The following is a 21,740-nucleotide window of genomic DNA, read 5'->3' on the forward strand; positions in this document are numbered from 1 at the left end:
AGGCTTCGCCCGAGCCTAGAAGCAAGGCGTGATGCGACCGGAAGCGGACGCCTTGCCCGGCGGCTTCCGGGAGGCATCTGTCTTAGAGAAACGCTGTCTCTAGCAGTCCACCGGAGAGATAGATGCTCGACACTGCCTCGAAATCTCTGGACGCCACGGCTAGCGATGCCAGCTTCTGGCATGAAGCAGCCGTGAGATTCAACAGGGGCGAGGGCGACAGCGTACGGCCCGTGGCGGACGAAACATCTGGCGATGTCGAGCACTACTGGTCCTGAGTCGCTAACGCCAACGGCATGCTTCGTTCGACTTCCAAGGCCGCGAACCTTCGTAGGGCACCTAAAGGGTCTCCTTACTTGTTAAGGACCGACAAGTTTGGACCGACGTCAGGGCGGTGCTTGCCTCCTTGGCCGTTGGCTAGGGCCAAGGAGCCGCGGACGTCAGCTCTGCCCCTGAACCACTGCAACCATAGGTTTCCAGCTCTTGCGCAACCATAGGTTCAGCAAAAGCGCAAACCTATGGTTGCCCGTCTACAAGGTGGCGCTTACCGAGTTCCCTGAACGGGAGCCTTATTTATACACCAGTCAGTTCAATATTCAGGGTCGATTAGACCCCCTAACGGATAATTCACACCTGTCGACTGCCTCTTCTCTCTCCCCCTCCCGGGAGGCGGTCGACGAAACCAAAATAATTAAAGGTGTGTCCCGATGAACAAGAATTCGCTGCTCGCCCTGGGTCTTCTGGCTGCTCTGCCGTTCGCTGCATCGGCAACCGATGGCCTGTCGTACAACTACGTTGAAGGCGGCTACGTGAACACCGATGCCAAGGGCGGCGACGCCGATGGCTGGAAGGTGAAGGGTTCCGTGGCGGTGCACCCGAACTTCCACATCTTCGGCGACTACAGCGCGCAGGAGACAGACAAGTTCAAGAATGACGTCGACCAGTGGCGCATCGGCGCCGGCTACAACTATGGCATCGCACCGAACACCGACCTGGTGGCCCGTGTCGCGTACCAGAAGTTCGACATGAAGCATGGCCTGGACTTCAACGGCTACTCCACCGAGGTTGGCGTGCGTACCGCGTTCAACCCGTACGTGGAAGGCTACGTGATGGCCGGCTACGAGGACTACACCAAGAAGCACGGTATCAACCCGGACGGCGAGTTCTACGGCCGCGTCGGCGCCACCGCCAAGTTCAACCAGAACTGGGGCCTGAGTGGCGAAGTGAAGCTGGCCAAGGCTGGCGACCGCGAGTGGTTCGTGGGCCCGCGCTTCACCTGGTAACAAACGCCTGTCGTTAGTGCGTGTTGTGCTGGCGTGTGACTCTCTCTCTCTCTCTCCCACACGCCAACCGAAGCCCGGCCTCGCGCCGGGCTTCACTTTTATGGGCCCTGTAGCGCGACAATGCGGCATGGGCGACTCTTCCCACCTCGCAGGTACTGGCACGGCCTACCAGGAGCATCCGGCGCCTGCGCCGCTGCGCGGCCACTTTGGTCAGCTGTGGCAGAGCCAGCTTCCTGCCGATGCCGATGGGCACATCACCGTACTGCCCGATGGTTGCGTGGATATCCTCTGGCGCGACGGTGCGTTGTTCGTGGTCGGCCCGGACCGTGTGGCCGCGCACCCGGCGCTGGCACCCGGTGCGCAGGTGCTGGGGGCACGCTTCCGTCCCGGCCAGGCATTGGCCGCGCTGGGCCTACCCTTGGCCGAGATCATCGGCCAGGCCGTGCCACTGGCCGATCTGAAGGGCGCGTGGGCGATCAGGGCTGCAGCCTCCATTGGTGACACCGCGCCTGCACAGCGCCTGCAGCGAATGGCGCACTGCCTGCACCAGCATATGAGTGCGGCCGCGCTCGATACTCCGGCGCAGCGCGCCCATGTCCTGTTCCAGGCGCTCGCAGCTGGTCACGCCACGCTGGATACGCTGGCGGCGCACTTGAGCCTGAGCCCGCGCAGCCTACGGCGTTTCAGCCAGTCGCAGTTCGGCTACGGCGCCAAGACGCTGGAGCGGATCCTGCGCCTGCAACGTTTTCTTCGCCACAGCCGCGCGCAACCGCAGCACTCGCTGGCGATGCTGGCCGCCGAGGCCGGCTATGCCGACCAGGCACATCTCAGCCGCGAGGCACGCGAGCTTGCCAGCATGACAGCACGCGAGCTGCGCCTGGAATGGGGCCGATGATGGCCGTTTCGTTCAAGACCGCGGTGCCGCGCTGATTGAAGCTGGGGCTCCCACCCAGGAGCCACGTCATGAGCCATGCCGCTACTCACGATGCCGAACGCCGCATCGACAACATTGAATTCAACGTCGCCGACATCGCCCGCAGCAAACGCTTCTACGGCGAGGTGTTCGGTTGGCACTTCACCGACTACGGACCGGCCTACACCGAGTTCGACGATGGCCGCCTGAAAGGCGGCTTCGTGGCCGACGCGCCGGTGCGTGCCAACGGCGGGCCGCTGGTGATCCTCTACTGCGCGGACCTGGCCGATGCACAGCAGCGTGTGGCTGCCGCTGGGGGCGAGGTAGTGCAGGCGGTGTTCGCCTTCCCCGGTGGCCGCCGCTTCCAGTTCCGCGATCTGGATGGCTACGAGTTGGCGGTCTGGAGTGATGTGGATTGAGGTCTTCGTACCTTCGCTGGTGGACGGAACGAGAACCGCTCCGTCCCCGGTCAGTCGGTTCCGCTATGATCGCCCGCACATCGCCACAGGCGATGCACCCGTCTCAAGCCAGCAGGAACTGCCGTGAACTCCCAGCCCGCACCGATCACCGCCCTCAACCACACGCTCGACAACGAGCCGCAGCAGATCACCGCGCCACTGACCCATTCGGCGGCATTCCTGGTGCTGAAGGTGAAGGATGACGAGGCGTCGATCGCCAAGGCGCGCGAGGTACTGGCCAGCACCGATGACCTGATCAAGAACACCGCCATCCGCGAGATCGAGCGCACCTTCACCTGCAACGTGGCCATCGGCCACCGCGTGTGGCAGCCGCTGGTCGGCACCACGCCGCCGCGTGAGCTGCAGCCGTTCCGCGAGATCAAGGGCGCGACCCACACCGCCGTATCCACGCCCGGCGACCTGCTGTATCACATCCGCGCACGCACGATGGACCTGATCGTGGCGTTCGAGCGCAACCTGCTGATGGCCTTTGGCGATGCGGTGGAGACGGTCGATGACGTGGCCGGCTTCCGCTACTTCGATGGCCGCGACCTGCTCGATTTCGTCGACGGCACCGCCAATCCGGAAGGGCTGTCGCTGCCCGAAGCCACCATCGTGGGCGAGGAAGACCCGGAGCATGCCGGCGGCAGCTACGTGGTGGTGCAGAAGTACCTGCACAATCTTGATGCCTGGCGCGCACAGAAGACCGAAGCGCAGGAAGCGATCATCGGCCGCACCAAGCACGACAACATCGAGCTGGATGACGCACCGGCGGATGCGCAGAAGTCGCACAAGACGCTGTGCACCATCGAGGATGCCGACGGCGAGCACGAGATCCTGCGCGACAACATGCCGTTCGCCAATCCGGGCCGTGGCGAGTACGGCACCTACTTCATTGGTTACACCCGCCGCCTGTGGGTGATCGAGAAGATGCTGGAGCGCATGTTCATCGGCAATCCCGCGCCGCTGCACGACCGCATCCTCGATTTCTCCACCGCAACCACCGGCGTGACCTTCTTCGCGCCCTCGCGCAAAGTGCTGGCCGACCTGGGCGATTGATCGCGCTGGGCAGCGGCGACCGCCATCTGCCTGTCATCTACCGCCCCGACCATCTGCTGTTGGATGCGAGTGCAGGAGGCAGGCGATGACGATGGCAAGGAACACAACCGGCGCACGCCGCTGGTGGCGGCCGCTGGCCGCGTTGTTCGGTGCGCTGGCACTGGGGAGCGCCGCTGTGTCCGCACAGGAAGCCCCTGCGCACTGGATGGCCTACGCCACCGCCGTGGGTGGCCAACTGCAGCAGCGCCTGCAGCAGGAGCAGGACCCGCAGGCGCAGCGCGTGCTGGAATGGCTGCAGGCACACCCGGACACGCCCACGCCGCTGCAGGTGAGCGTGTGGATCGCGGCGGATGGCCGTATCTCGAAACTGGAATTCGACAGCCTGGGTGACGCCCGGGTCGACGCCGACCTGCGCGCGACGCTGCAGGCGGCGCCGCTGCAGGCCGCACCGCCTGCCGACATGCGCCAGCCGCTGCGGTTGGGTCTGGTGCTTGACCGGTAGATCCACGCCATGCGTGGATGGGCCTACCGGTGATCCTTCAGCCACGCATGGCGTGGCTCTACTGTGCATGGCCAGCGCACAGCCCGGCCATCCGCATCAACGCACCGGCGCCACCTGCGGTTCACGCGCGGCCGCACTCCATGCGCGCAGGCCGAACACGGCCAGGCCGAGGAAGAACACGTACAGCGCGGCGGTCACGTGCAGCGACTTGAACAGGTACGCACCCACGTAGACCACGTCCACCGCGATCCACACCCACCAGCAGGCCACGTGGCGGCGCGCCTGCCACCACTGGCCGACCAGGCTCAGCGAGGTCAGCATCGCGTCCAGCCAGGGCAGTGCGGCATCGGTGAAGGTGTGCATGGCCGCACCCAGCGCCACGCCACCACACAGGCCGATGGCCAGGTCGCGCAGCAGCTTGCCGCGCGCCAGCGGCACGATGCGGATGCTGCCCTCATCGACGGCATGCTGCCGCCAGTTGAGCCAGCCGTAGACCAGGAAGCCACCGAAGGCGACCTGCAGCAGGGTATCCGAGTACAGCTTGGCCTCGGCGAACACCAGCCCGTACAGCGTCACCGACAGCAGGCCCACCGGCCACGCCGCCAGCCGGCGCCGGGCCATCAGCCAGACGCCGAGCACACTGAACAGTGCGGCGGTCCACTCCAGCATCACGCCGCTCACAGCGCGAACGTCACCGACAGGCGGGCCTGTCGCGGTGCGCCGGGGAACAGGTAGTAGTCACCGCCGCTGCTGCCGGTATCGCGCCAGTAGAAGCGGTTGAACACGTTGTCCACCGACAGGTTCCAGGTCACCGCACGCTCGTGCAGGCGATGCTGGAAGCGCAGGCCAGCATCGAACACCGAGTAGTCCGGTGCGCGCACGCCGCCGTCGGCACGTGCGACGTTGGCACCGGCATAGCGCCAGCCGCCGGTGACATCCAGGCCCTGCACGAACGGCAGCGCGTAGGCCACGTGCACGCTGGCCCGTACCTTCGGCACGTTCACCAGCTGATGGCCTTCATAGGCCGGCGTGCCGGTATCGCGCGCGCGCGCCTGCAGCACGCTGGCGCTGGCGACGATCTGCAGCGCGTCGGTCAGCTGCCCATTGGCGGTCAGCTCCAGGCCGGTGTGGGTCTGCGTGCCTTCCTCGACGAAGGTGTAGCCGAGGTCGCTGCTGTCGGGCTTGGCGTACTGGTACGGCTGCGAGATGCGGAACACGGCTGCGCCCAGGGTCAGCGCCTCGACCGGCACGTACTTCACGCCCACCTCCAGCTGGCGCGACTGCACCGACGGCAGGAAGGTGTCGGCATTGCTGGTCCAGAACGGCGCTTCCTGGCCCAGTGAAATACCGCGCACGTAGCTGGCATAGGCGTTGAGCTGGTCGGTGGCCTTCCATACCACGGCGGTCTGCGGCAGGAACCGCGACAGGCGGCTGTGCCGCTGCGGGGTGCCACGCTTGTCATAGGCACGCTCATCGAGGCGCACGAAGCGGCCACCGGCCAGCCACTGCCAGTCATCGCCGAAGCTGATCCGGTCCAGCGCGAAGAACGCGGTCTGGCGGCTGTCCAGGCGACGTGCGGACGGTCCCGGCATCTTCGGCGACGGCTCAAACACCGGCACAGGTGTTTCGTGGATGTTGCTGGTGCCGACGTACTCGTTGACGCTCGGGCGCTTGTCCACGGTGCGGCGGAAGTAGTCGGCACCGAGGGTCAGCTCGTGGCCGATGCTGGCGGTCTCGAAGCGGCCACGCAGTTCGGCGCGCGCCTGCTGGTTGCGGCGGGTATCGTCCGGGCTGCGGTAGTCGTAGACGTCGTAGTCGCCGTTGGGAGCGAAGTAATTGCCCGGCACGCTGCCATCGGCGCACTGCGTGGCGTAGTAGCAACCGTAGGCGAAGGCGACGTTGTCATCGATCACCGAGCGGCTGTGGCCAACCGACACGCGGGACTGCCAGGCGTCGTTGAAATCGTAGGTGTGCAGGGCGGTGATGTTGGTGCTGGCGATATCCACCGGACGCTGCCACGGCTGGTAACCCAGCAGGTGTTCGCGGTCGACACCGCGCGGCAGGTCGCGCGCGCCCAGCAGCTGGTAGCCGGACACCGAGCGCTGCGAGCTGGTCTGGTAATTGGCATCCACTTCCAGCTTGCCGCGTTCGCCGATCAGCCAGTCGGCCGCGAGCGAGTAGAAGTTGCGGCGGCCATCGGCGTGCTCGACATAGGAATCGCTGGAATCCCACGCGGCATTCAGGCGCAGGCCGAAACGCGGGCTGATCCAGTGGCCGACATCGACGGCGACGTAGCGCGAGCCTTCCGAATCGGTACCGAGCGTGGCGGTGCGCACTTCGGCCGGGCGCTTGCCGATGTAGTTGATGATGCCGCCGGGCGCCATCACGCCTGCGGCCAGGCCGGCTTCACCCTTGAGGATCTCCACCGACTGCACGTTCTCCAGCGCCAGGCGCTGTTCGCCGGCGATGGACAGGCCGTTGAAGCGGTAGCCGGTGGCGGCGTCCAGTGCAAAGCCACGGATGGCGATGTTCTGGTAGTAGCCCACCGGCGCATACGCATCACCCAGCGAGGCATCGTTGCTGGCCAGCTCGGACAGCGAACGCACCTGGCGGCGGTCGAGGTAATCGCGCTCGAGCACGTTCACCGACGCCGGCGTGTCCTTCCAGCTTCCACCACCGAAGGCATTCACGCGCGAGGTATCGGCTTTCGGTTTGCCGGCCTCCACGCGCACCGCCGCCAGTTCGGTCGGCGAGCGTTCGGCACCGGTGGCAGTCGCGTCGGTGGCAGCGTCGGCCTCGCGGGCATGCAGCGGCAGCGCGGCGCAGAGGGCGAGGGAGAGCAGGGTGGGGCGCAGGCAGCGGTTCATTCGGTTCGTCTTCGGACAACAAGGGAGACGAAGCGACGGCGCGCAGGTGCACCGGCCCATGACGGGGGTGTGGCTGCGGCTCAAAGCTCCCTACGCCGGTGCAAACCGGATCAGGTTCCAAGGGACTCTCTCAGCCTGGCAGATCCAGGCACCCCCGCTTCAGGTGACCATTTCACTACAAATGGTACGGATTTGCGAGCCGGCGTCCTTCAGGCTGCCGCGTGCAGCGCCTGCAGCAGTGCCTGTCCCGGCGCGCTGTGGAACCACGCCGGATGCCCCAGCATGAAGGGCTGCCACGCCACGTCGGCATTCGCGGTCGAGCCGGTGACGCCTTCGAAGTACTCCACTTCGGACAGTGCGAAGTCGAAATGGACCATCGGCAGCAGGTCGGCCAGCAGGTGCACGCGTGCCGCCGACAGCGGCAGTACCTGGCGGTAGCCGTCGAGCAGGGCCAGCGCGATATCGATGCGCACCGCCTCCATGCCGCGCTCCAGCTCCAGCCACGCCACGGCGTTGCGCTCGATCGCGGTGGCGAGGTCGAACAGGGCGCTGGTGGGCGAAGCCAGGCCGAAATCCAGCACGGTGCTGACCCGCCCGTCGCGCCACAGCAGGTTGGAGACATGCCAGTCGTTGTGCGCCCACAGCCGTGGCTCGTCGCGCAGGCGCTCGGCCAGGCCGGTGTGCCACGGCAGTACCTCGCGCTGCAGCTGCGCTTCCCATGGAATGCGCGCGAGATAGCGGGCCAGGCCAGGGCGCTCGTGCAGCCCTGCCTTGATTGCGGCGATCGGATCGTCGGCGCGGATCAGGTCGTCGCGCGCGACCAGCAGGTGGGTGCTGCGCTGGGGCGCGTGGTAGCTGGCGGCGACGCGGTGCAGCTGGGCCAGCATGCGCCCGGCTTCGCGGGCCTGCGCGGCATCGGTCAACAGTGACCACGACACAGCATCGCGGTACAGGTCCTCGCCGACGCCAATCGCATGCAGCTCGAAGGTCCATTCGCCATGCTCGACGGCGCTGTGGCCATCGGCCGCGGCCAGCACCTGCACCACCGGCACGCCCGCTGCGGCGAGATGGGCGATGAAGCGATGCTCTTCTTCCAGGCAGGCCGCGCTGCGCACGCTGTGGTGATGGCGCTTGACGAACACCGCGCCGTCCTCGCCGCCGACGATGGCAGCGGCCGACAGCGGCCGTGGGCTGTGCCAGCGGGGCTGGCTGTGTTCGTCCAGCTGAGGGTAGCGCTGGCGCAGCCACGCAATGTCCGCCGCGCTGATCGGTGGCCAGTCGGCAGCAACCTCGTCGTTGTTGAGGCCCTGCACGCGGTGGGAGGAAGACGTCATGCCGAAGCCCCAGTGGGGAAAGTCACATCCAAGGCTGCGCATTCAACGCCATGCACGCGGCCAACGCAAACGGGCGGGTCATCGACCCGCCCGTCCGTGCATCGGCATGGGAGATGCCGCGCTGCTTACCAGCCGCGATGGCGACCGCGATCGTGGTAGTAGCGGTTGTCGTAGTAGCGCTCGCGCTGCCAGCGACGGTCGTCACCGCGGTCGTAGTAGCCGCTGCGGTAGTAGCCACGGTCGTAACGGCGATCATAGCGGTCGTCGTAACGACGATTGTCGTAGTAACGACGGTCGCGGCGGTCGGAGGTGGTCAGGTTGCCGATCGCGCCGCCGGCCACGGCACCACCGACGGTGGCCGCAGGATCGCCGTTGGAGAGCAGGTTGCCGGCCACGCCACCGACCACGGCGCCGACCAGGGTGCGCTTGTCCTTCCTCGACATCGCGCTGGCATCGCTGACCACGGCGACACCGGCAACCAGTGCCAGGGCCATCGCCAGACCACGGAAGCTGAGTGTGGAAGTACTGAGCATGTTCGTTCTCCTGAGAGGTGCATGCCACGCTGGGCAGGGAGGGCGCGGGCGCCCCGGCTGCCGTGGAGACCACGCTGGCGTTCCAACATTGCCGGAACATTGCCTGGCCCACCGTGCGGCTTGCGCATTCATCTAGCGGCAGGCGGCATGAAGCAAGGCTGAAAGCGGCCTCGGCCGCTCAGCTGGCAGAAAGGGAAAAGGCCACGCGGACGTGGCCCTCCCTTCTCTGCCAAGGCGCTGCGGGCTTAGACGCCCATCGCCTTCTGCGTCTGGCGGGCCTGTTCCTGCTGCGCGTCCTGCTGCTGGTGCAGCACGTTCGGCGCGCCCTGCACGGCACCGCTGCTGAGCGCGATGCTCTGCTCGCTGGCGGCGCGGGTCTCCACCGCGACACGGCTGGCCGCCGGGTCACCGATCGTGCCCTGCACGGCAAACAGGCGTTCACCGTTCGGGCTGGGCACCACCGAGTCGATGCGCTGCAGGCCGGCGGCGTGGGCTTCCCTGGTCAGGGCCGCTGCGGTGCTTTCCAGCGCGTGGCGATCCTTGAAGGTGCCCGCCGGCATCAGCTCCAGCCCCTTGCTGGCCTGGATGAACAGCGGATTGCGCGGGTGCCGCTCGTCGTTCAGCAGCGGGCGCTCGCGAGCCTCCCTGATCGCCTCCAGGGTCTTCGCGCCGACGACGCCGTCAGCGACCAGCCCGTTGTCCTTCTGCAGCTGGCGCACCGCCGCGTCGGTGTTGCGGCCGAAGCGGCCATCCTCGACCAGCGGCTTGCCATCGGCCCCGACGTAGCCCAGGTGGCCCAGCTGCTCCTGCACCGTGCGCACGCCCTCGCTGTGTGCGCCCTGCTTGTACAGTTCGGCGTGCGGGGTGGCAGCGGCCTTGTGCTCGGCGGCAGGCTTGCCCTGGGTCTGCTCATGCGACTGGGTGCGGCTTTCCAGCAGGTCGCGCGCCTTGGACAGCGGATCGGAGGCGTACAGCTTCCAGTTCGGGTGGTCCTTCACCTGCTTGAGGTAGTCCTCGACGGGCATGGTGTGCACGCCTTTGCTGCCGGTGGACTGGCTGATCAGCAGCTTGTCGGTGTTGGGGTCGCGCACCACCATCACGATGTGGTCGATGCCGTTCCAGTGCTCATGGCGGGTCCTGGCCGTATCCAGGCCGATGATCATGCCTTCCTTCAGCGCATCCGGCTTCAGGATCGCGTCCCGGTCCAGCAGCACGCCGGACTGGTCGAACGCCTTGCGCACGATGCCGCCGGAACCCAGGTTGCCCAGGTCGATGCGATCGGCCTTGCTGAACACCGCATGCCCGGCCTTCTGGTTGATCTCGTCCATGGTCCGGTTCTGCAGCGTGCCGACCCAGCCGGAACAGTCGATGTAACCCTGCTCAACGTTCTTGCCGGTCTTGCCCGGTACGTACAGCGCGTGACCCGGAATGTTGATGGCGTACTTCACGTGGTCGTACTTCACGCCGGCCTCGTAGGCGGCCTGCAGTTCGATGCCCGGCTTCGGTGCGGCAGCCGCCGCTGCGGTTGCCGCCAGCGTGGCTGCACCCGCCGCCACGGCTGCGCTGGCCTGTGCAGGCGCTGCCGGGGTCTGGCCCTGGCCCTGCGCCACGGCCTGCGGTTCGATGTTCTTTTCCGGAATGCTGATCGCCGCGTACTTGTGGATGTAGTAGCTGGAGAACGTCCGCGCCAGGTCGCCATCGTTCATGCCGCGCATCTCGGCCAAGGTGTGGCCGGTCAGCGCTTTCACGTCGGAACCGATCTGGTTCAGCACGTTGCGGCGCATGTTGATCTCTTCGCCGTGGCTGTTGCGGACCACGCCGAAGGTGCCGGTGGCAATGGCGGTCTGTACCGAGCCATAGCCGGCGCTGCCCTGCTGGTGGGCCAGGTACAGGTCCAGGCCGGTCGGTGTGTCGCCTCCGGACAGGTACGAGTGGCCGGTGCGCTCATTGCGGCGCGCCATCGATGCCAGGTTGTCCTGGTACATCTGCGCGGCGGCCTCGGTGTTGCGGGTCGGGTCGAATTCGTGGCCGGTCAGGTGGTACTGGCGGGCCGAGCCGGGCACGAACTGGAACAGGCCCTTGGCGCCGGTCGAGGTGTTGTGGGCGCGCTCGTTGAAGGTGCCGCCAGTCTCGATGTGCGCGAAGCGCATGAAGTCATCGACCGGAATGCCTTTCTGCCGGGCGACCTGCTCGACGATGTCCAGGACTTCCTTTCTGCTGTAGTCATGCTGTGCCATGACGTTTTCCTCGGGGTTGATGGAGCGGCGCATGCCGCGAATCGCCAACCGGACTCATCCGTGAGTCAAGAACATGTCGGTCAACAGGAAACCCGCGCGTGGCGGGTGCTATCAGGGCGCGACGTACTGCTGGGTCGCGCTGTCGAAGGTGTAGTGCACGGCGTCGCCGGCGCCCAGCGCACGGGTCTTGCCGGGGCCTTCGATGGTGGTGCCCTTGAAGGTCACGGTCAGTCGCGGCAGGCCGTTGCCGTCGGCAGCGAAGGCCAGTTCGCCATCGCTGTCGGTGCAGGGCATCACGTTGCCTTCGTCGCAGGCGGCGCTGTTGTCCTCGCCCGTACGCACCGAGCCGACATAGCGCCAGACCTTGCTGTCCACGTCGTCTTCGCTGCGCTTGGGGTTGAACAGCAGCAGTGCATAGCCGGTGCTGCTGATGCCGCGGTCGAAGCTGCTGGTCGGCACCGCCAGCAGCAGGCGACCGTCGGCGGTGCGATGTTCAAGCGGCTTGCGCCGGGTATCGACATCGTCGGCCTTGTCGTACGCGCCCAGCGCGCCGATGGTCCATTCCTGGCCACGGAACTTCCATGGCTTCTTGGCGTCCGCGCCGGCCAGCACGAAGGTGGCCTCGGCGAGGTTGGCGCGGTCATCCGGACCGGCCGGCGTCTGCTCGCCCGGCTTGCCGTAGTGCTCGCGGGTATCCCAGGAGAAACCCGTGTAATACGTGGTGCCATCGAGGGTGAAGGTGTGGCCGAACCAGAAGGTCGCCACGCTGCCGTTCTGGACCTCGTAGGAGGTCGCGCCATCACCGTCCACCTGGTAGGTGAAATACATCACGGTCGGCGCGTCGGGCGGGGTGACGGCGGTGTCGGGAGAGGTGTTCTGCATCGGGGCAACATCCTGTCGGGGCGCATCGGCAGCCTGCACGGGAGCGCCAGGCTGGGAGGACGAGGGGGCCGGATCGGCGGCGCTGCAGGCCGCAGCGGAAAGAGAGACGAGCAGGCACGCCGCGAATGCGCGCAGGGGCCGCAACGGCAGGGTCCAACATGGCTCGGGGGGGTGATGCATGCGCCTCTCCATGGTCAGCGTTGCCGGGCCAGACGGCCGGCAGGAAACCGCACCCCATCCACCTGGGACGGGAGCGAGGACATGAGCCGGTCGATTCCTTCGACCTCGCATTGAGAACCCATGCCGCATCATCTTGGCACAGAACGGCGGCCGGTCAAAGAGGGCGGGGACAGATGCCCTCGCAGTGTGATCTGGTCCTCAGATCTTGCCGTCGCGCAGGTAGTCGAACAGTTCGGCGTCGCCCTTCAGGCCCAGCTTGAGCATGGCGTCGCCCTTCTGTCGGCTGATGGTGCTGACGCTCTTGTGCAGCTGCAGCGAGATCTCCTTCACCGTCATGCCGGTGCCGAGCAGCCGCAGCACTTCCACCTCGCGTGGCGACAACGGCTTGCCGTCGCCCTCGCGCATGCGCCAGCTGCCCGCAGCCTCGACCCGCTCACGCAGGCTCCGGCTGATGTAGTGCTGGCCCCGATAGACCGTCTGGATGGCCTGCGGCAGTTCGTCCATCGACGAGCTCTTGTCGACCAGGCCGAGCACACCGCTGTCGAGCACCATGCGCAGGATCGCCAGGTTGTTGGAGACGCTGAGCATCAGCACCGGCAGGTCGGGGAAGCGGCGGCGGATCATGCCGATCATGGCGAAGCCATCGGCCTGTGGGCTGCCCGGCATGGAATAGTCGGTCACCAGCAGGTCGCAGGGCTGGGTGCCGAGCAGGGCCATCAGCGCCTGCGCGCTGTCGGCCTCGCCGACCACGCGGCCGGCCCCGCTCGATTCGATGACGGCGCGGGTACCGATACGGACCACGGGGTGGTCGTCTGCGATGATGATGCGCAAGCTCATGCTCTAGTATGGCCACCGGGCAAGCCGGACCGCGACCATCGCGGCCCTGTCAGGATTCTAGGAGATCGACGCCGATGCGTAGCTGGGCTGTTCGCGGGCTGGTCCTGCTGCTGGCCGTGCTGGTGCTGCCCGTGGCGCTGGCACAGGCGGTGCCTGGGCTGTTGCCGCTCAGCCCCCTGCAGCGCGAGTACCTCGCCGCCCATCCAAGCATCGTCGTGGGCCAGTATGACAGCGGCTGGCCGCCGTTCGAGTCCCTCCGTGATGGCCAGCAGGTTGGCCTGGGGCCGGATTATCTGTCGCTTCTTGCCCGTCAGTTGGGCGTGAAGGTTGAGGCCCGGCGTTATACCGACTGGACTTCCGTGCTGGATGCGGCCTGTCGTGGCGAGATCGACGTGGTAATGAATGTCGGTCTCAGCGCCGACCGCACCCGGTGCATGGTCTACACCGCTGCCTATGGCGAGGCGCCGTTGGCGCTGGTGGGGAGGCCAGGCGATCTGCGAGCTTCGAACATGCCCGACCTGGACGGATTGCGGGTGGTCATCGAGCAGGATTTCCTGACCGGCCCGCAGGTGCGGGCACGTTTCCCACGTGCGGTGCAGCTTGTCGCAAACAGCTCGTTGGCTGCGCTGCAGATGGTCAGAGACGACAAAGCTGATGTCTACATAGGCAATGCCTACGTTGCCACCGAACTGATCGCACGCGAGCGCCTGCAGGGTGTCGTCCTGCTGCGTCCGAGCGACCTGCCCCCCGAACGTCTGCACTTCGGCGTTCCCAACAGCAAGCAACCGCTGGCCGAAGCGCTGGACCTGGCGCTGGCCGCGACCAGCCAAGCCCAGCGCGATGCACTGGCACAACGCTGGCTGCCCCCGCCGCAGTGGTCGGCATCGGCGCAGCTGGCGCTGAGCCAGGCCGAGAAGCGGGTTCTGCAACAGCCGTTGAAGATCGGCTTCGCGCCGAACGCCGCCCCACTGTCGTTCGCCGACGAGGATGGCAGGCCCAGCGGCCTGGCCAGCGAGTACCTGGCGCGGCTGATGCAGGCCGGTGCCAACCTGCAGGCGCAGAACAGCCATGACTGGTACGAGGTGCGCGAGAAGGCGCGCCGCGGCGAGTTGCAGGCGGTGATGGGCATTCCGGTCGATTCGCACTATCTGGGCCCGGACTGGGTGTTCAGCCAACCCTTCATCAGCGTGCCGAACGTGATCGTCAGCCGCCACGACAGCCCGGCCCTGCTGGGCCTGTCCGACCTCCAGGACAAGCGCGTACTGCTGTCGGATCCGGAGCGCGTACGCGGTTACGTGCTGCAGCAGGCGCCGCAGGCCAGGATCGTCGCCGCGCGCAGTGCCGAACAGGCCATGCAACGCCTGATCGATGGCGAGGCCGACGCCTACGTGGGCAATCTGGCCCTGGTCGACCACCTGCTGCGCACGCGTTTCCCGGGGCGCCTGCAGGTTGCCGCGCCCGCGGGCTTCAACGACCAGCTGGCACTGGCCGTGGAGCGCCGGCATGCGGCGCTCGCCACGACCTTCGATCGCTTGCTGCTGCAGATGACGCCACGCGAGCGCGAAGCGCTGCGCGGCGACTGGCTGGCGGTGGAGTACCGCAACGGCATCGACTGGCGAAGCACGCTCCGCTGGGGTGTACCGCTGCTGCTGGTGCTGCTGACCGCGCTGCTGGTGCATGGCATCGGCTACTGGCGCCTGCGCCGTGAGGTGGCCGGGCGCCGCCAGCTGGAGCAGCGCCTGGCCGAAGTGACAGACAACCTGCCTGCCGTGGTCTACCAGGCCCGTCGCGAGGTTGATGGCACGCTCAGCTTCCCGTTCATTGCCGGCGACCTGCAGGCGCTGTTCGGGATCACCCGGCAGCAGGCTGAGCAGGACGCCAGGACGTTGCTGGAACGCGTCGAAGAGGAGGATCGCGCGCGCATCCTGCAAGCGGTCGAACAGGCCGCGCACCAGTTCGCACCGCTCATGCTGGAGTTCCGCCTGCGTGGCAATGGAGCAGGCCCGCGCTGGGTGCGCACCCAGGCGCAACCCTATGCCGCCGAAGCCGGTGTGGTGACCTGGAGTGGCTACTGGGTGGATGCCAGCGAGGCCCGTGCACAGGCGGATGCCCTGACCGCTGCCAAGGCCGAGGCCGAGCAGGCGGCCGAGGCGAAATCCCGCTTCCTGGCCACCATGAGCCATGAGATCCGCACGCCGATGAGTGGCGTGCTGGGCATGCTGGAAGTGCTGGCGCACTCACCGCTGGATGCAGAGCAGAAACGCATCCTTGGCGTGATCGAGGATTCGGCGCAGATGCTCAGGCAGATCCTTGACGACATCCTTGACTACTCGCGGCTGGAGGCCAACGCATTGCGGCTGGAGCCGGTACCGCAGCCGCTGCGGACGTTGCTGGAAAGCGTGTGCCGCCTGCTCTCCGCGCAGGCCAGCGCGCGCGGCCTGGCGCTGCAGGTACAGATCGATCCGCAGCTGGCACCGGCCCATGAAGTGGATGGTGTCCGTCTGCGCCAGATCGTGTTCAATCTTCTCAGCAACGCCATCAAGTTCACCCCGCGCGGCGAAGTGCGGCTGCAGGTGGAAGTGATGGGCCCGACCTCCGAAGATGGCCGCCAACCGCTTCGACTGAGCGTCACCGACACCGGCATGGGCATCGCGCCCGAACAGCTGCAGCACCTGTTCGCGCCGTTCACCCAGGCCGGCGCCTACATCCACCGTGACCACGGTGGTACCGGCCTCGGCCTGAGCATCTGCCATCGGCTGGTGCAGATGATGGAGGGCGAGCTGGAGCTGCACAGTACGCTCGGCGAGGGTACCTGCGCCGAGGTACGGCTATCGCTGGTGGAAGCGGGCATTGCCGATGCTGAAGCGCTGGCTGCCGAACAGGAACAGGCTGCCCTGCTGCCGCCGGCACTGCGCCAGGCACGCGTTCTGGTGATCGAGGATCATCCCACCAACCAGGCGATGATGGCCTGGCGGCTGCAGCAGCTGGGCGTGCCACACGTGCTGGTCGGTGATGGCCAGCAAGGGCTGGATCGCCTGGCATCGGAGCACTTCGATCTGGTCATTACCGATTGCCGGATGCCGGTGCTGGATGGGTTCGCCTTCACCCGGCTTCTACGTGAGCGCGAGGGACGCACCGGGCAACCCCGGCTGGCCGTGCTGGCGCTGACCGCCAGCGTGCTGGACGACGATGCGCGTCGTTGCCGTGAAGCCGGGATGGATGAGGTGCTGGCCAAGCCATTGTCATTGGCAACATTGCGTGCGGCACTGTTGCGCTGGTTGCCGCAGGCGCAGGGGCAACGGTTCGAGGAGCCGGTGCTGGAGTCCGCCACCGACGGCGTGATGCTGCCTGACCTGGCCACGCTGCGACAGCGTTTCGGTTCACAGGCCGTGGCCGAGCAGTTGCGCGACAGCCTGCTGCAGGCCAGTGAAGGTGACCTGGCCGCTGTGCAGCGCGCGCTGGAGGCCGGCGACCGTGAGGCTGCCGCGCTGCACCTGCATCGTCAGGCGGGCGGATTGGGTGCGGTGGGGGCGACGGCACTGGCCGGGCAGGCCAATGCACTGGTCGAGCGCCTGCAGGATGCGGCCGAGACCGATCCGGTGCCGTTGTTCGCCGCGGTGGCGGCATTCGTGGCGCGGCTGCAACAGCAGCTGCAGCGCCTGGCTCATTGAGCCGACTGCTGCTGCAGGTAGGCGATCACCAGCGCACGGCGTTCGGCGCTGGGGAAGGCGTTGTACATGCGTGTGCCCGGTACAACATGGGTGGGTGACTGCAGGAACGCATCCAGGGTCTGTGCGGACCAGGTGATGTCGGCGCGGCGCATGCCGTCGGAATAGCCGTAGTCGGGCAGGCTGCCGGCGCGACGGCCGATCACGCCGTGCAGGTTCGGGCCGAAGCGGTGGATGCCGCCAGGCTGCACGGTGTGGCAGCCGGCACACAACTCGAACGCGCGTTGCATGGCCTGCTGGTGCGCCTGTTCCGGCGTGGCGGGCGCTGCAGGCGGGCGCTGGCAGGCCGTGGCGACCAGGGCCACGGCAACAGCGATGAGCGGGAGTGACGCACGCATGGGCGGGCAGGATAGCGGTGCGCGGCAAGCGATGGGCTGCGACGCTCGGTCGCAGCCCGTGGCGATCACATGCCCGAGTAGTTCGGGCCGCCGCCGCCCTGCGGGGTCACCCACACGATGTTCTGGGTGGGGTCCTTGATGTCGCAGGTCTTGCAGTGCACGCAGTTCTGCGCGTTGATCTGCAATCGCGCGTTGTCCGCCTCGCCGACGAACTCGTATACACCGGCCGGGCAGTAGCGGGCTTCCGGGCCGGCGTACTCGGCCAGGTTCACCTTCACCGGAATGCTCGGATCCTTCAGCGTCAGGTGGCTGGGCTGGTTTTCGTCGTGGTTGGTGCTGCTCAGGAACACCGAACTGAGGCGATCGAAGGTCAGCACGCCATCGGGCTTGGGGTAGGCGATGCGGGTGTGCTTGGACGCCGGTTCCAGGCAGACGTGGTCCGGCTGGGTGCGGTGCAGGGTCCACGGCGGGTTGCGCACGCCCAGCTTGGGCAGCAGCCACTGCTCCACGCCGGTCATCAGGGTGGCCACGGTCTGGCCCTTCTTGAACCACTGCTTGAAGTTCTTGGCCTGCTGCAGTTCGGTGAACAGCCAGCTGGCTTCGAAGGCCTTCGGGTAGGCGCTCAGTTCATCGTGCTGGCGGTCAGCAGCCAGCGCGTCGAACGCGGCGTCGGCGCACAGCATGCCGGTCTTGATCGCCGCATGGCTGCCCTTGATGCGGCTGGCGTTGAGGTAGCCGGCCTCGCAGCCGACCAGTGCGCCACCCGGGAACACGGTTTTTGGCAGCGACAGCAGGCCACCGGCGGTGATCGCGCGTGCGCCGTAGCCGATGCGGGTGCCGCCTTCCAGGTGCTTGCGGATGTCCGGATGCGTCTTGAAGCGCTGGAATTCCTCGAACGGGCTCAGCCACGGATTCTTGTAGTCCAGGCCGACCACGTAGCCGATGGCGACCTTGCCGCCGTCGGCGTGGTACAGGAACGCGCCGCCGTAGGTGTCGCTGTCCAACGGCCAGCCGGCGGCGTGCACCACCAGGCCCGGCTCATGCTTGGCCGGGTCGATCTGCCACAGTTCCTTGATGCCGATGCCGTAGGCCTGCGGGTCCTTGCCTTCGTCCAGCTTGTAGCGGGCGATCAGCTGGCGGCCCAGGTGGCCGCGCGCGCCTTCGGCGAAGATCGTGTACTTGGCCTGCAGCGCCATGCCGCGCTCGAAGGCCGGGCCGATGCTGCCGTCCTTCTCGATGCCCATGTCGCCGGTGGCCACGCCGATCACTTCGCCGTTGTCGCCGTACAGCACCTCGGCGGCGGCGAAGCCTGGGAAGATCGCAACCTCCAGCGCCTCGGCCTGCTGCGCCAGCCAGCGCGTCACTTCGCCCAGGCTGATGATGTAGTTGCCTTCGTTGTGGAAGCACTCCGGCAGCAGCGCGTTGGGCGTGCTGCGTGCGCCGGTTTCGCTGAGGAACAGGAATTCGTCGCGGGTGACCTTCTGCTTCAGCGGTGCGCCGCGCTCGGCCCAGTCCGGGAACAGTTCGGTCAGCGCGCGCGGGTCCATCACCGCACCGGACAGCACGTGAGCGCCCGGCTCGGACCCCTTCTCCAGCACGCACACCGACAATTCGCGGCCGGCTTCGATCGCGCGCTGGCGCAGGCGGATCGCGGTGGCCAGGCCGGCGGGGCCGGCGCCGACGATCACCACGTCGAATTCCATTACTTCACGCGGGGGCAGGGCGTTGGCTTCAGCGCTCATCGATTGCATGACTCGTGGGTAGGGCCGGCATCGGGGCCACCGGCGGTGCCTGGGAATCGCGCGTGCGGCCACGGGCGAAACGGTTGTTTGAATGTGTCAGGGTACCGGGACGCGCGTGATCGAGCTAGATCAGCGATGTTCACACCACGATTGCTGCAATGCAGCGTAGGGCCGCAGCTCTGGTGGGTGCCGACCTTGGTCGGCACGCTCTGCCCGGATGACCGACAATGGCCGGGTCCTGACTGCGTGTGAGTGCCATGGCTTTGCATCCGTACGATCTGTTCGATGTCCGTTCCCTGCTCAACGAGGAAGAGCGCGCCGTACAGGAGAGCGTGGCCCGCTTCACCAACGAACGCGTGCTGCCGATCATCGGCGATGCGTTCGACCAGGCCCGTTTCCCCGACGAACTGGTGCCGGAGATCGCGTCACTGGGCCTGCTCGGTGCGACCCTGCCGGCCGAGTACGGCGGCGGTGGCCTCGGCGCGGTCAGCTACGGCCTGATCTGCCAGGAGCTTGAGCGCGGCGATTCCGGCCTGCGCAGTTTCGTCTCGGTGCAGAGCTCGCTGTGCATGTACCCGATCTACGCCTATGGCAGCGAGGAACAGCGCCAGCAGTGGCTGCCGGCGATGGCGCGCGGCGAGCTGATCGGCTGCTTCGGCCTGACCGAGGCGCATGGCGGTTCCGATCCGGCCAGCATGAAGACCCGCGCGGTGCGCGATGGCAGTGACTGGCGCATCAGCGGCAGCAAGATGTGGATCACCAGCGGCCCGGTGGCCGACCTGGCCATCGTCTGGGCGCAGACCGAGGACGGCATCCAGGGCTTCGTGCTGGAAAAGGGCATGGCCGGTTTCACCACGCAGGAGATCAAGCACAAGATGAGCCTGCGCGCGTCGCTGACTGGCGCCCTGTTCTTCGACGACGTGCGGGTGCCCGACAGCCACCGCCTGCCCAACGTAAAGGGCCTGAAGGGTCCGCTGGGCTGCCTGACCCAGGCCCGCTACGGCATCAGCTGGGGGCCGATCGGTGCGGCCATTGCCTGCCTGGATGAAGCGCTGGGCTATGCCAAGGAGCGCGTGCTGTTCGGTCGCCCGCTGGCGGCCACGCAGAGCGCGCAGATCAAGCTGGCCGAGATGGCCCGCCGCATCACCACCGCGCAGCTGCTGGCCCTGCAGCTGGGCCGCCTGAAGGAAGCCGGCCAGCTGCAACCGCAGCAGGTCAGCCTGGCCAAGTGGAACAACTGCCGCATGGCCATCGACATCGCCCGCGAGTGCCGCGACCTGCTGGGCGGCGCCGGCATCACCACCGAACACGTGGCGATCCGGCATGCGCTGAACCTGGAATCGGTGATCACCTATGAAGGTACCGAAACCGTGCACCAGCTGGTGATCGGGCGCGAACTGACCGGCATCAACGCGTTCTGAGTGCACCGGTAGTGCCGGCCGCTGGCCGGCATTGCCGAGTAGGGTGCACGCGCCCAGGGCAACGCAATGGCGCCCGCTCCTGATTGATCCAGGCGGAAGATATCCACGCATGGCGTGGATCTACTGTGCGGCTGTTGGGACCGCCTTGAAGCGAGCCGAGCACCGCAGGTCCGGCGGGGGCGAAGAGGCGCGGGTGTCTGAGCGCAGCGAGTTCCGCGCCGTCCCCCGGTGGACCGAGGAGCGCAGGTACCGGTGCGCAGCACCGGCTCGCGGGCGGCGGCGCGTTTCTTTGGTTACTTTCTTTGCGCGAGCAAAGAAAGTGACACACGCAAATTACGCCCCGCCGGCAAACCCATGCTGCCGCCAAGCCTCGTACATCACCACGGCAACGGTATTGGACAGGTTGAGGCTGCGGTTGTCCGGTCGCATCGGCAGGCGCAGGCGGCGGCCATCGGGCAATGCATCGAGCACGTCCTGCGGCAGGCCGCGGCTTTCCGGGCCAAACAGGAATGCATCACCGTCTTCAAAGGCCACGCTGTCATAGCGGACGCTGGCACGCGTACTCAGGGCGAACAACCGCTTCGGTGCGATCCGCGCCAGCGCGGTGTCCAGGTCGGGGTGCACCTGCAGGCGCGAATACTCGTGGTAGTCCAGGCCGGCGCGCTTGAGCTGCTTGTCTTCCAGTGCGAAGCCGAGCGGCTCGACCAGGTGCAGCTGCGCGCCGGTGTTGGCGCAGAGCCGGATCACATTGCCCGTGTTGGGCGGGATTTCCGGTTGGAACAGGATCACGTGGAACTGGGGCGCGGCATTCATCGGCGCAGTGTACCTGCGACGGCCGCCGCCTTTACGGCGCACGCCCTGCGCAGGGCAGGGCGGCACCGCTTACGGGCGCAGCAGGACCTGGGCGGTTTCGGTGGCCAGGGCCTGCAGGTCGGCAGCGCTCGGACGCACCTGCAGGGCCGGCAGGTTGACGATCACCTGGTTGGCGACGCTGGTGGCGGCTGCAGCCAGGGTGGCGGCGTAGCGCTGGGCTTCCAGTTCGGCGGCCAGGGCGACGCGCTGTTCCAGGCTCGGGCGCACTTCCACCGAGGCCAGGGTGGTGACCGGCATCGCGGCGGCGACCGGGGCGGCGACGTAGCCGCTGCGCTCGGCCAGCTGGTCGGCGCTCGGGCGCACTTCCACGGTGGCCAGGGTCGGGATGCCGCTGGCCTGTTCCCAGGCCTGCTGGGCCAGCTGGTCGGCGGCCGGGCGGACCTGCACGGTGGACAGGGTCTTGATGGATTCGGAGGCCTGCACCGACGAAACAACCGCGGTGCCGGCGATCAGGGCGATGGCGATGGCAATGGTCTTGGCGTTCATGACGGGGCCTGTTTAGTGTTGGTGATCAGTGGTGTGGTAGTAAGGTAGTACACCGATTCTGGGCTTGCAA

General features: G+C 67.1%; 18 protein-coding genes and 1 riboswitch. Of the genes, 7 read left to right on the forward strand and 11 right to left on the reverse strand.

Annotated features, from left to right (window positions below):
* The first annotated feature begins 704 nt into the window (after positions 1-704).
* The 5 genes from ACZK29_RS00920 (at position 705) to ACZK29_RS00940 (ending at position 4,212) form a co-directional block, all read left to right on the forward strand.
* Entirely contained in the window at positions 705-1,280 is a 576-nt protein-coding gene (locus ACZK29_RS00920; RefSeq protein WP_005411880.1) for an OmpO family porin, read from the forward strand.
* Positions 1,281-1,407: 127 nt separating this feature from the next.
* Positions 1,408-2,175, forward strand: a complete 768-nt coding sequence (locus tag ACZK29_RS00925; RefSeq protein ID WP_111203077.1) for a helix-turn-helix transcriptional regulator — start codon at positions 1,408-1,410, stop codon at positions 2,173-2,175.
* Positions 2,176-2,243: 68 nt separating this feature from the next.
* Positions 2,244-2,612, forward strand: coding sequence for a VOC family protein (locus ACZK29_RS00930; protein ID WP_164146521.1), 369 nt, complete (start codon positions 2,244-2,246; stop codon positions 2,610-2,612).
* Positions 2,613-2,735: 123 nt separating this feature from the next.
* Positions 2,736-3,710 (forward strand): Dyp-type peroxidase, encoded by a 975-nt coding sequence (locus ACZK29_RS00935; RefSeq protein WP_049435434.1) that lies wholly within the window; start codon positions 2,736-2,738, stop codon positions 3,708-3,710.
* Positions 3,711-3,795: 85 nt separating this feature from the next.
* The gene (locus ACZK29_RS00940; protein ID WP_111203074.1) at positions 3,796-4,212 is read left to right on the forward strand and encodes a hypothetical protein; all 417 of its coding nucleotides are present in this window, start codon (positions 3,796-3,798) and stop codon (positions 4,210-4,212) included.
* Positions 4,213-4,308: 96 nt separating this feature from the next.
* Here the strand turns inward: ACZK29_RS00940 and pnuC are convergent, their stop codons facing one another.
* The 7 genes from pnuC to ACZK29_RS00975 all read right to left on the reverse strand — a co-directional run bounded on the left by pnuC (position 4,309) and on the right by ACZK29_RS00975 (position 13,082).
* Positions 4,309-4,881: a nicotinamide riboside transporter PnuC gene (pnuC, locus tag ACZK29_RS00945; protein ID WP_459048247.1), complete on the reverse strand. Its 573-nt coding sequence runs from the start codon at positions 4,879-4,881 to the stop codon at positions 4,309-4,311.
* A gap of 8 nt (positions 4,882-4,889) precedes the next feature.
* Complete coding sequence (locus tag ACZK29_RS00950) at positions 4,890-7,079, reverse strand: TonB-dependent receptor (protein ID WP_478446536.1); 2,190 nt, start codon at positions 7,077-7,079, stop codon at positions 4,890-4,892.
* Between the two features lie 70 nt (positions 7,080-7,149).
* Positions 7,150-7,245: riboswitch (TPP riboswitch) on the reverse strand.
* A 43-nt stretch (positions 7,246-7,288) separates the two neighbouring features.
* On the reverse strand, positions 7,289-8,413 hold the full coding sequence (locus tag ACZK29_RS00955) for a phosphotransferase enzyme family protein (RefSeq protein ID WP_111203071.1): 1,125 nt from the start codon (positions 8,411-8,413) through the stop codon (positions 7,289-7,291).
* A 125-nt stretch (positions 8,414-8,538) separates the two neighbouring features.
* Positions 8,539-8,946: a glycine zipper 2TM domain-containing protein gene (locus ACZK29_RS00960; protein WP_014645533.1), complete on the reverse strand. Its 408-nt coding sequence runs from the start codon at positions 8,944-8,946 to the stop codon at positions 8,539-8,541.
* 245 nt (positions 8,947-9,191) lie between these two features.
* On the reverse strand, positions 9,192-11,183 hold the full coding sequence (locus ACZK29_RS00965) for an XVIPCD domain-containing protein (protein WP_459048265.1): 1,992 nt from the start codon (positions 11,181-11,183) through the stop codon (positions 9,192-9,194).
* A gap of 111 nt (positions 11,184-11,294) precedes the next feature.
* A complete protein-coding gene (locus ACZK29_RS00970) occupies positions 11,295-12,065 on the reverse strand; it encodes a hypothetical protein (RefSeq protein ID WP_099474620.1) in 771 nt (256 codons plus the stop codon).
* 378 nt (positions 12,066-12,443) lie between these two features.
* Positions 12,444-13,082: a response regulator gene (locus ACZK29_RS00975; protein ID WP_478446537.1), complete on the reverse strand. Its 639-nt coding sequence runs from the start codon at positions 13,080-13,082 to the stop codon at positions 12,444-12,446.
* 74 nt (positions 13,083-13,156) lie between these two features.
* Here ACZK29_RS00975 and ACZK29_RS00980 point away from each other — a divergent pair, with 74 nt between their 5' ends.
* Entirely contained in the window at positions 13,157-16,753 is a 3,597-nt protein-coding gene (locus tag ACZK29_RS00980) for an ATP-binding protein (RefSeq protein WP_478446538.1), read from the forward strand.
* On the opposite strand, the gene ACZK29_RS00985 is transcribed toward ACZK29_RS00980, so the two are convergent.
* Together ACZK29_RS00985 and ACZK29_RS00990 are read right to left on the reverse strand one after the other, a co-directional pair.
* Complete coding sequence (locus ACZK29_RS00985; protein ID WP_106548745.1) at positions 16,747-17,148, reverse strand: c-type cytochrome; 402 nt, start codon at positions 17,146-17,148, stop codon at positions 16,747-16,749. The genes ACZK29_RS00980 and ACZK29_RS00985 overlap by 7 nt on opposite strands.
* Before the next feature lie 65 nt (positions 17,149-17,213).
* Complete coding sequence (locus ACZK29_RS00990; RefSeq protein ID WP_111113299.1) at positions 17,214-18,890, reverse strand: electron transfer flavoprotein-ubiquinone oxidoreductase; 1,677 nt, start codon at positions 18,888-18,890, stop codon at positions 17,214-17,216.
* A gap of 257 nt (positions 18,891-19,147) precedes the next feature.
* On the opposite strand from ACZK29_RS00990, the gene ACZK29_RS00995 reads away from it, so the two are divergent.
* Complete coding sequence (locus ACZK29_RS00995; protein WP_005420799.1) at positions 19,148-20,311, forward strand: acyl-CoA dehydrogenase family protein; 1,164 nt, start codon at positions 19,148-19,150, stop codon at positions 20,309-20,311.
* 333 nt (positions 20,312-20,644) lie between these two features.
* Here the strand turns inward: ACZK29_RS00995 and ACZK29_RS01000 are convergent, their stop codons facing one another.
* On the reverse strand, positions 20,645-21,124 hold the full coding sequence (locus tag ACZK29_RS01000; RefSeq protein ID WP_005407625.1) for a tRNA (cytidine(34)-2'-O)-methyltransferase: 480 nt from the start codon (positions 21,122-21,124) through the stop codon (positions 20,645-20,647).
* 69 nt (positions 21,125-21,193) lie between these two features.
* Positions 21,194-21,670, reverse strand: coding sequence for an XAC0231 family protein (locus ACZK29_RS01005; protein ID WP_106548748.1), 477 nt, complete (start codon positions 21,668-21,670; stop codon positions 21,194-21,196).
* Positions 21,671-21,740 lie beyond the last annotated feature (70 nt).

It is taken from the genome of Stenotrophomonas sp. 89682_Sma, from assembly GCF_056481405.1.